The following is a 9,492-nucleotide window of genomic DNA, read 5'->3' on the forward strand; positions in this document are numbered from 1 at the left end:
CGAGGGGGATCGTGGAGCGGCGCGATGTACAAGGGCACTACGAAGAGCTGGCCGCCGAGTACGACGAGCACTGGGTGTACGGGCCGGACTACATCCCTTGGATGTCGGCCCGCATCGCCGAATCTCTGAGGCTCTCCGCCAACGACCGTATTGCCGACATCGGTTGCGGTACCGGGCTGTTCGCGCGCGAAGTGGCGAAGTCCGTCCGGCCGAGCCGTCCCGTTCTCTGTGCCGATCCCTCAGAGGCGATGCTTCGTCGGATCGGGAGGCCGCCCCCACCCGGTCTGGCACCGGTTCTTGCCTCGGCCGAAGATTTGGCTGGGGGGAATGTCGACCTGCCCTCCGGCCGGCTCGATGCGATGTGGCTGAAGGAATCGGTGCACCACCTCCCGGATCCGGCCCGGACGTTGCGCGGCCTGGCCGGGCTGCTGGCGGCCGGTGGACGCCTGCTCGTGGTCATGCTCCCGGCCACGATTCAGTACCCGTTGTTCGACAGTGCTCTCAGGCGCTTCGAGGAGCTGCAACCCGACCCGTTCGGCATCGTGGAGCACCTGACAGCGGCTGGGATGAAGGCGGGTCTCTCCCACGTCGAGCACGAGTTGCGCATCGACCGGGAGAGGTACTTCGGCATGGTGCGCGCTCGCTACATGTCCTTGCTCTCCACCTTCAGCGACCATGAGATCGAAAAGGGGATCGAGGAGATGCGTGCCGCTCACCCCGAGCCCGTCCTTGTGTTTCCCGACCGGTTCGCCTTTGTCCTCGGGGAACTGCCGTATCAACGAGGTGAGGGCGAGTGAGTACCGTGGTCGATGAGCGGCTGCGCCGGCTCCGGGGTGAACTGGACGATCACGCACGGATCGCGGACCGTCTCGGACTCGACCTCGAGCGTCCTCTGCGTTCCCTCGACGACGGCTATCCCGAGAACGCTGTCGCGCTTGTCGGCAAACTGACCGAGAAGCTGCTCAAGGAGTTATGGCGCCACCACAACATCGAAGGTGATCCTTCGACCAAGGCGCTGAACGACCTCGTCAAGCGCTGCCGCCCACACATCCGAAGCAGCACCGTGATGGACGCTCTGGACGACATCCGCCGACTTCGTAATCGTTCCACGCACGACGGCTACGACATCAGCGACGAGGACGGGCTGCTGGCCGTGCGCCGCCTCGTCGATGTGCTGGTCTGGTTCACGAACACGGGGAGCCCCGCGCTTCTCGGCGGAGAGCCGGACCTGGCTCCGGAGGTGGCACGCCGTTGTGAGTTCCTCGCAGGTCTGTACGTCACACTCGGCTATCGGCAGGCCAAACGCTTCGTTCTCAGCCCCGACACCGTCTACCAGCTGTTCTGCCGTGAATCGGGTATGCGGCTGGAGTACGTGGAGCTCATGCTCTCCCGGGACGCCGACGATCTGAGCACGGTCCTCGCCTCCAGCGACGGTGAGTTGTTGCGCACCCGACTGCCCAAACTCACCAGGTTCGTCGTCTTGGACGATGACAACGACAGCGCGGCATCCGGGGCGCTCCACCAGATGCTCGGACTGGACTTCCGTATCGTCCGCTACGACGGCTTCGTCGACACTCTCGTCAACCTCGAAACACACCTCGGCGCCGTCTCCTCCACGGCCGCACCCGCAGAGCCCCGCGTGGCGATCACCGCCGCCGTGCTGTCCAACGACCCGCACACCGGGGAGCCCCGGACAACGGAGTCCGCGGACGCTGCGGAGCTGCTCACCCGTCTTGCCCGGGGCAGCGCGAACGTACTGGTCACCGGTCGCCCCGGGAGTGGTAAGAGCACGCTTCTGCGCTCTCTGGCCGTCAACCCGGACACCCGCCGATTCCGCTTCTACTTCGACCTTGGACTCAAGCCCAAGGACGAACCCTTCTCGGAATACGCCGCGCGACTTCTGGCACCGTCCATGGCTTCGGACCGCTCCCGCGCCTACGACCTCTTTCTCTATTTGATCCGCTCAGGCACTGCACTCTGCGTGCTCGACGCCGTCGACGAGGGCGTCGACGAGGCGAGCCCCGCCGGATTCCTGCGCCTCTTCGTGGATCTGGCGGCCGTGCTCTCGGCGGAGTCCGCCGTGGTCATGAGCTCGCGCGTGTCCTTCCTTGCCGACTCGCCACAGGTCCGCCAACTGCTGGACAGCGGCGCAGGCCGTTCCGAACAGCTCGTCGAGCAGATGTATGCCAATGGAGTCGACCCGGCCAGGGTTCCGCACTTCCACCTCGTACGCCTCGCCGAACCTGATGCAACACCGTTGGAAAAGAGGCTCACCGCGTCGCTCGGGCTGTCTCCGGGGCGTTCCCTCGCCGACATCCTCGGAACGCACATCTCCCGGACCCTGGCCGCTTGCGGACAGGCCGGCATCGAGCAACGTCTGCCCGACTGCTTCGGGCACGCCTTTCTCACCGACCGGACGGTGTTTTCCCTCCTCGACCTGCACCGGTCGCTGGGGACAGGCGCGTTCACCGACGGACGCCTTGAGCTCGACGCCTGTGTGCTCTCACCCTTGCTACGTCCGGCAGGGCCCGATCAGGTCGCCTTCGTGCACACTGCATACCAGGAACTGCTTGCGGCGCGGTACCTGGCCGAGGCCGGAAACCAGGTCGCGGCAGTGGACATGCCGGGGGGCGCCTTCCTCACCGAGCAGGTTCGGGCCTTCCTCGCCGGCCTTCCCAGTGCTCCCGCGACCGACGACTGCGTACTGCCCGCCGGGACGTACCTGGTCGGCCCGGCCGAACGACTGCTGCTTCGTCGAGTCCCGCGATCCGTACGATTCGACCGCCACGCCGTGACGGTGCAGCGCTACCGGCGCTTCCTCCACGTGCTCAACGGCGATGGCACGTCGAGCTGGGACCATCCCGACCAGCCGGCCAACGTTACGCACCATCCGTGGACCGACAGGTTGCGCGAATCCGACTACTACGCCGACGCGCGCTACGACGCGTACCCGGCCGTCTGTGTCAACTGGTGGAGCGCGTACGCCTTCGCCGGGTTCGAGGGCAAGAGGCTGCCCACCTCCCTGGAGTGGGAGGCCGCTGCGCGTGGTACGAACGGCCGCCTGTTTCCCTGGGGCGACGAGCCCCGGGACGGACTGATCAACTGTGCGGACTCATGGGTCGGGCGCCCTGTCGTCACCTACCAGGCGTGGTACGAAGACTTCGCAGGCGACGCCGTCCGCCGGGCCTGGGTGACGCCATCGAACGAACGGCCCGGAAACCGCTCTCCGTTCGGCATCGGCGACATGGTGGGCAACTGCTGGGAATGGACGTCGACGAGCCTCGGTGATCCGGGTGAGGCCGTCCTTTGCGGCGGCAGCTATGACAACCCGATGCGTGCTGTGCAGGCAAGCAGTAAGGGCCTCTACCGGAAACGCGGGGGAAGCAACGCGGTCGGCTTCCGCTGCGTGGAGGACATCACCGACACCGAGGAGGCTATGGCATGAGTGGCGAGCCGCGTCACGGCACGATTGTCGACAGGCGTTCGAGTGGCGGGGGAGTGAACGGCACGCTCGGTTCGTACATCGTCCGAGACGACGAAGACCAGCAGTACTACGGATTCGACTACCGGCAGATCGTGACTGAAGGCTTCCGTACCATCCGCACCGGTGAGCGTGTTCGCTTCCATGTCTCGGCGAGCCCCGGCCAGGCCACATTCGTCATCCGCCTCGACCAGCCTGATCCGTCAGAGTACTACGGATGACCGCCGTGTCCCCCTCACTCGAAACCATCACCGGTGTGCGCCAAGAACTGACCGTTGTCGTCCCGGTACGTCTGCTGCGGACTCCCGACTGGGCAGAGGGGCCGTTCCCCTTCGAGCTGGGCAGCCGTCGCACCGATACCGCGACCCGGGCGACCTATTTCGCTCCGGCCTCCGCGAGAGTCCTTTACGGCGCGCCCGGCCGGCCCCGACGCTGGTACCGGTCGGCGTCGATCGTTCACAACGGTCTGCACCTCATCGGTATGGAGCTTCTCCGTACGGCCACCGCCCGTGATCCTGAACACGCTCTCGCGGTCCTTCACTTCACGGTGTACAGGCCGCTGTTGCCTGTGGTGCGCGCGATAGCGGGACGAGCGATCACCGACGGCGACGCCGCGACGCTCACAGGCCCGCTGGATTCCGGCGAGCTTCTCGCAGGTGTCGCGGCAGTCACTAGCGGTACAGGCACATTCGCCATAGCCCGCCCCTACACCATTGCCTTTATGACTCCCGAGGCCGAGCACAGGCCGGCGCTGCGCGCAGGCCACGAAGGGCTACTGCCGGCCACCGCCGACCGCTGGCTCTGGCAGCTGGCGTCACGCTCGAACCCGGCCGACTTTCCGCTTGCCCCGGAGACCGCCGCGGCAGAACTCGGCGGCGCCGTGCGTATCTCGGCGGACTGGAGCGCTCTGGTGCTCCGGCAGGGCGCCGCATTCCTCGGTCATCGTGCCGATGCGGGAGACGGTGACTTCTACGCGTTCGGCGCCCTGCACTCGCGCACCGTCTACCTTGACGCCCTGTTGCTCGGGTCACTCCAGCGCGACCACATCGACGAGCTGACCGACGAACTCTCGGACGTCTTCGACACCACGCAACTGGCGCGAAGAGTCGCGATGCTGGAGCGGAACATCGCGGTCTTCCGCAGCACCTACTGGCGTCAGCACCTGACCGCCCACGGTCCGGCCAACGAACTGCTGCTCGCCTTCCAACAGCAGCACCGACTACCGGACCGCTTCGGAGAGATCTTGGCCGAGGCAGCCGACTACAGCCGGCTGGTGCAGACTCAGGAGAGTCAGCAGATCAGCGGTGCCCTGGGGATCCTCACGATTCTGGGCCTGCCGCTCGGCACCGCGCTCGGCATACTCCAGGTCATCGGCGACGAGTCGCTCTCGCACCTGCTCGTCGCGCTCGGGCTCTCCGTCGCCGCAACGGGAGCCGCGCTCGCGACGCGTTACGGGCGACTGGTTCTGTCCTCGCTGCGCAAGGGCAGCAGGCTGTAGACGGGCGCTCCTCAGCCCTCGCGCCGTGGTCACCGCTGCTGTGGTCCGTGCTCCGGTCGTCCGAGTCCGACGCGCCCGCTGCCGCGGAGACCGACTGGGTGCAGATCGTCGAGTGGTACGACGAGCTTGTGCGCCTGACCGGCAGTCCGGTCGTCCGGCTCAATCGTGCGGTGGCCGTCGGCGAGGCCGACGGGCCGCGTGCAGGTCTGGCGGCACTCGCGGCGCTGGACGACTCGCTGCCCCGCCATGCCGCGGTGGCGGCGTACCTCCACGAGCGTGACGGCGACCTGGTGACGGCGGCACGGCTGTACGCCGAGGCGGCCCTCAGGGCACCCAACCTCGCCGAACGCGACCACCTGACCCGCCAGGCCGCCCGGCTCAACGCCCGCGGATGCCGCTGACGGGCCGTGCTCGGATCTGCCCGCAGCCACCTGGTGCGGCTCCGCGCCGGGCAGACCGCCGCTGGCAGCACCCACCGCACCGTCCGGCTGCCCCGGACACGTCCGGCGGACCCTCGCGCCGAACCGGGAGCCGGATGCCGAACCCGGGCCCAGCTCCTGGCCGAGGTTCTGTCCGGTGGATCATGGTCGGAGCCATGGGCGGAACGCCGCGGTGGTGACGGTGCCGTGGAAGACGTAGGCCCTCTTGTCGTAGCGGTTGGCGACGGCCCGGGAGTCCTTGAGCCGGTTGATCGTCCGCTCGACCTCGTTGCGGTGTTTGCAGACCTCGCTGTCGAAGCCGGTGGGCCGGCCGCCCTTGCTGCCGCGCCGTCTGCGGTTGGCCCGCTGATCTTTCGGTTCGGGAATGGCGTGCCTGATCTGACGTCTTGGCAGGTAGCGCCGGTTGCGGCGTGAACTGTGTGCCTTGTCGCCGCCCAGGCGGTTCGGCCGGGTGCGCGGCCGTCCGCCCTGCGGGCGGGGAACGCGGATGCGTTCGAGGACCTCGATCATCTGCGGAGCGTCGCCCCACTGGCCGGGCGTGACCAGGAAAGCCATCGGCCTGGCTCTTCTCGTCGGATCTGCGGCGCACCCTGCGGACGGCCGATGAGGTGGCCGAACTGTTCGGGGTGAAGCCGATCCTGGATCGCAGGCTGCGGGAGAAGTCCTACGGTGAGGCGGAGGGAAAGCCGCAGGAGTGACTGGACCGGCGCTTCGTCCCCTCGCGGGCCGTCGGGGAGCGGATGGAACACGACGAAGGCGTGGAGGGCGCAGAGGCCAAGGCGACGTGGGCGCAGCGCATCTACGCGGTCGTGGACGAGACCTTGCAGAGCCCTTGCGAACAGCAGATCGTCGTGGCGCACGGCGGCTCCCTGACGTGCTCGTGGCGTCCTGGATCAAAATGCCGATGGAAGTCGGCCGGCTACGCCAGTTTCCGGGCCCCCTCCGGCAGCATCACCACGCTCCGCGACGACGACTTCTTCCACAACCGTCAAGTCGTCAGCCTCGGTGACACCCGATATCCCGACTCCGCCAAAGCCGGCTGACCTCAATTACTCGATCGCCCGGAGCAGGGCGCGAAGGGCGTGGTCGAGGGTTTCGCGTTCGTCGGGGGTGAGGGCGGAGAGGAGGCGGGATTCGTTGGCGGCGTGGTCGGTGACCGCGGCGTCGACGACCTTGTGTCCGCGGCCGGTGAGCGCGACATGCAGGCTACGGCGGTCGGTGGGATCGAGACGGCGTTCCACCAGGCCGTCCGCCTCCAGGCGGTCCAGGCGGTTGGTCATGCCTGCACGGGAAAGCATCAGCGTCTTCGCGAGGGCGGACGGGATCAGGGTGTAAGGGGGCCCGGATCGGCGCAGTGCGGCCAGGACGTCGAACTCGCCGCGGCGCAGGCCGTGTTGGGCGAAGACTTGTTCGAGTGCGGGGGTGAGGATGAGCGAGAGCTGACCCAACCGTCCGAAGACTCCCATCGCCGACAGGTCCAGATCCGGCCGTTCCTTGTGCCACTGGTCGAGGATCTGGTCGACCGCATCCCCGGGCTTCCGGCGTTCCTCGACAGTCGCGCCCTGTTTGGTCACGTCTTCCTTGGTCACGCCCCCATCTTATTCGACGGCTGATAGTTAGATGTCGTACTATTCGACGTGGAATCACTTCTGTCGATTTCGATCCCGGCTCACGGCCGGGGTCGGATGCGGCTCCGATGAACGGAGGGGCATATGTCCTTGATCACTCCCGATGCCCAAGGCGGAATTCTGGTCCGGGATGCCGAGGCCGAGATGCTGAGCAGCGCTGACAGCGCCGTACGGCTCTTCGCCGACGCCAACACCACCGGCGGGGCCCTGAGCGCCCAACGGGTGACCCTCACCGCGGGTGCCGACGGAGCCTCACCTCACCACCACACCGGATCCGCCGAGCTCTTCTTCGTACTCGGCGGCCGGCTCCAGGCGCTGACCGGGGACAGTGTGATCACCGCGGACGAGGGAGACTTCCTCCTCGTGCCACCAGGACTGCCGCACGCTTTCGCCGCCGAACCCGATGCGGGCGCCGACGTACTGATCGTCATCACCCCCGGCGTCGAGCGCTTCGACTACTTCCGGCTGCTGGACCGTGTCCGCAAGGGCACGGCCGATCCGCGGGAACTTCTGGATTCGCAAGAGCGCTTCGACAACTTCTTCGTGGAAAGTGCCGCGTGGCGGCGGGCCCGTCAGCGTTACTGATCGCTCCCGCCACCCCGACCCCGACAGCTACGAGGCCGACCTCGCCGACGCCCTCGACCAGCTCCTGCGCCACGCCTGCACCGGATACGCCACCCCCACCGCACAGCACTTGATCACCCGCACGCCGGCCAAGCCGTTGTCCGGCACGTTATGCACCCAGCTGCGGTCTGTCAGCTCCACCAGCCGCACGGCGGCGCTTCCGTGGCCCGTCGGCGGCCGGGTCACGTCACCGGTGGGCAGGACCATACGAACTCCTCGACGCCCGGCTCGCGAATCGGGCCGGACACGCGGTCACCGTCCTCGGCGCGACGCTGCACATGCAACACAGCCGACTCTGCGGTCGGTCCCCGTTTCCGGCCGGCCGTGCGTGCACCGGCCTGCGATCCGCCGAACGCCGTGGAATCGATCGTCCAGACCCAATCTTCAGTGAGGAATCGTCACACATGAGCGACAGCCGCACCATCACCAACTCTGCCGGGTTGCACGACCCCACCCCGTTCGGTTACAGCCATGCCGCCTCCGCACCCGGCGAGCTGGTGTTCATCGGTGGGCAGTACGCCTCCGACGACACCGGCCAGGTCGTGCCCGGCGACTTTGCTGCACAGGTTGAGCGATCCTTCGGCAACCTGCGCACCGCGCTCGTCGGCGTCGGTCTTGGCTTCGAACATGTCGTACGGCTCGGCACGTACATCGTCGATCACGACCTGGAGAAGCTGGAGATCCTCGGCACGGCGCTGCACGGCGCCTGGGCCGACCGGCTGCCCGCCCAGACACTCAGCGGGGTCGCCTCGCTCGCGCTGCCCGGGATGCTCTTCGAGATCGACGCGGTCGCGGTCCGCCCGGCCGAGGGATCCGAAAGCTAGTGTGCTGCGCCGTGAATTGCGCAGCACGGGCCGGGCCCCCGGTGCCAATTCCCTCGAACCGTGGAGATCTTCCAGGAGCTGTCCGGCCGATCCTGTGAACGTCGCTTGATCTGCTCGTTGTTCCCGCTATGGGGCGGGGAGAACGTGGTGATCTGTCGGACGCAGAGTGGGAGTGGCTGCGGCCGTTCCTGCACCCAATTCGTGGCCGGCGCCGGAGAAGACCCGGATCCCCCGCCGCGGAGTGGGCAGACCCCGCAAGAAGGCCGACAGCCAGGCCGCCCGCCTGCGCAAAGGATCGCGAGGCGGACGACCCTCAGGCTTGGACGAGGAACGGTACAAGAAGCGCAACACTGTGGAGCGGGCCATCAGCAAGCTGAAGAACTTCCGTGCTGTCGCGACCCGTTACGACAAGCGCGGATACGTCTTCCTCGGTACCGTCACCGCGGCGTCGCTCGTCATCTGGCTGCGCACCTGACCGCGTGGCACGACGTCAACTCACCGAGGCACCGGGCCCCAACACCAAGCCCGCCGCCGCAAGGAAGTCCTCAAGGTTGATAACACCGCTGCCGGTGCCATCGTCCCATTCGATCAGGAGCCCCGAGCGGTCCTCGTTCCAAGGGTCCGGCGTATCGGCATCATCGTCAGGGCCAGGATGCCACTCGACGCAGCCCACGCCATGCCGGTATCGGAGATACAAGTACTGGCCGTCTGCCGTCCAGGCATCCCACTGCGACGGGTAGGCAGAACACGTCTGCACAACCCGCATCAGCTTCCGACCCTGATCCGCGCCCATCCGACGATGGTCGCGCAGCAGCGGACCCCCGGCAATCGACTTCAGACCGCCGTCACAGGTGCCTCAAGCAGCAGCCTGACGCACGCCGTCAATGATCGGCCGGACAGCTCCTAGTAGGGCTTTGTTAGGTGGTGTCGTAGGTCTGCCATGGGGTGGGTTGTCGGCAGGTGGGGCAGGTCCCGGTCCAGGTGGCTAACAGGTGTT

At 67.3% G+C, this 9,492-nt stretch carries 10 protein-coding genes and 4 pseudogenes; 10 read left to right on the forward strand and 4 right to left on the reverse strand.

The features are described 5' to 3' along the window. Window positions 1-11 precede the first annotated feature (11 nt). The 5 genes and pseudogenes from ACFVT1_RS12935 to ACFVT1_RS12955 all read left to right on the forward strand — a co-directional run. Window positions 12-797, forward strand: a complete 786-nt coding sequence (locus tag ACFVT1_RS12935; protein WP_389794557.1) for a class I SAM-dependent methyltransferase — start codon at window positions 12-14, stop codon at window positions 795-797. Continuing rightward, window positions 794-3,445, forward strand: coding sequence for an SUMF1/EgtB/PvdO family nonheme iron enzyme (locus ACFVT1_RS12940; protein WP_389794559.1), 2,652 nt, complete (start codon window positions 794-796; stop codon window positions 3,443-3,445). Before ACFVT1_RS12935 ends, ACFVT1_RS12940 begins: the two co-directional genes overlap by 4 nt. Next, window positions 3,442-3,702 (forward strand): hypothetical protein, encoded by a 261-nt coding sequence (locus tag ACFVT1_RS12945; protein ID WP_362204856.1) that lies wholly within the window; start codon window positions 3,442-3,444, stop codon window positions 3,700-3,702. The genes ACFVT1_RS12940 and ACFVT1_RS12945 overlap by 4 nt, the downstream gene beginning before the upstream one ends. Next, complete coding sequence (locus ACFVT1_RS12950) at window positions 3,699-4,979, forward strand: hypothetical protein (RefSeq protein WP_389794561.1); 1,281 nt, start codon at window positions 3,699-3,701, stop codon at window positions 4,977-4,979. Before ACFVT1_RS12945 ends, ACFVT1_RS12950 begins: the two co-directional genes overlap by 4 nt. Before the next feature lie 65 nt (window positions 4,980-5,044). Then, window positions 5,045-5,380: pseudogene (locus ACFVT1_RS12955) on the forward strand (RNA polymerase subunit sigma-24); the annotation flags it as partial. Between the two features lie 180 nt (window positions 5,381-5,560). Here the strand turns inward: ACFVT1_RS12955 and ACFVT1_RS12960 are convergent. Next, window positions 5,561-5,980 (reverse strand): annotated as a pseudogene (locus ACFVT1_RS12960) (transposase); the annotation flags it as partial. A gap of 14 nt (window positions 5,981-5,994) precedes the next feature. On the opposite strand from ACFVT1_RS12960, the pseudogene ACFVT1_RS12965 reads away from it, so the two are divergent. Both ACFVT1_RS12965 and ACFVT1_RS12970 read left to right on the forward strand, forming a co-directional pair. Continuing rightward, window positions 5,995-6,117 (forward strand): annotated as a pseudogene (locus tag ACFVT1_RS12965) (histidine phosphatase family protein); the annotation flags it as partial. A gap of 42 nt (window positions 6,118-6,159) precedes the next feature. Next, complete coding sequence (locus tag ACFVT1_RS12970) at window positions 6,160-6,462, forward strand: hypothetical protein (protein WP_389794630.1); 303 nt, start codon at window positions 6,160-6,162, stop codon at window positions 6,460-6,462. Between the two features lie 6 nt (window positions 6,463-6,468). Here ACFVT1_RS12970 and ACFVT1_RS12975 read toward each other — a convergent pair whose 3' ends face one another. Continuing rightward, window positions 6,469-7,008: a MarR family winged helix-turn-helix transcriptional regulator gene (locus ACFVT1_RS12975; protein ID WP_389794563.1), complete on the reverse strand. Its 540-nt coding sequence runs from the start codon at window positions 7,006-7,008 to the stop codon at window positions 6,469-6,471. A 123-nt stretch (window positions 7,009-7,131) separates the two neighbouring features. On the opposite strand from ACFVT1_RS12975, the gene ACFVT1_RS12980 reads away from it, so the two are divergent. After that, window positions 7,132-7,632 (forward strand): cupin domain-containing protein, encoded by a 501-nt coding sequence (locus ACFVT1_RS12980; protein ID WP_389794565.1) that lies wholly within the window; start codon window positions 7,132-7,134, stop codon window positions 7,630-7,632. 27 nt (window positions 7,633-7,659) lie between these two features. Here ACFVT1_RS12980 and ACFVT1_RS12985 read toward each other — a convergent pair whose 3' ends face one another. Further along, window positions 7,660-7,878, reverse strand: a complete 219-nt coding sequence (locus ACFVT1_RS12985; RefSeq protein ID WP_389794566.1) for a hypothetical protein — start codon at window positions 7,876-7,878, stop codon at window positions 7,660-7,662. A gap of 197 nt (window positions 7,879-8,075) precedes the next feature. Here ACFVT1_RS12985 and ACFVT1_RS12990 point away from each other — a divergent pair, with 197 nt between their 5' ends. Together ACFVT1_RS12990 and ACFVT1_RS12995 are read left to right on the forward strand one after the other, a co-directional pair. Further along, window positions 8,076-8,495 carry a RidA family protein gene (locus ACFVT1_RS12990; RefSeq protein ID WP_389794568.1) on the forward strand — a complete coding sequence of 140 codons (420 nt, stop codon included), beginning with the start codon at window positions 8,076-8,078 and terminating at the stop codon, window positions 8,493-8,495. A 265-nt stretch (window positions 8,496-8,760) separates the two neighbouring features. Beyond that, a pseudogene (locus ACFVT1_RS12995) lies at window positions 8,761-8,970 on the forward strand (IS5/IS1182 family transposase); the annotation flags it as partial. 15 nt (window positions 8,971-8,985) lie between these two features. Here ACFVT1_RS12995 and ACFVT1_RS13000 read toward each other — a convergent pair. Further along, complete coding sequence (locus tag ACFVT1_RS13000; protein ID WP_389794570.1) at window positions 8,986-9,288, reverse strand: hypothetical protein; 303 nt, start codon at window positions 9,286-9,288, stop codon at window positions 8,986-8,988. Window positions 9,289-9,492: the final 204 nt, after the last annotated feature.

It is taken from the genome of Streptomyces sp. NPDC057963, from assembly GCF_042887155.1.
Classification (GTDB): Bacteria; Actinomycetota; Actinomycetes; order Streptomycetales; family Streptomycetaceae; genus Streptomyces.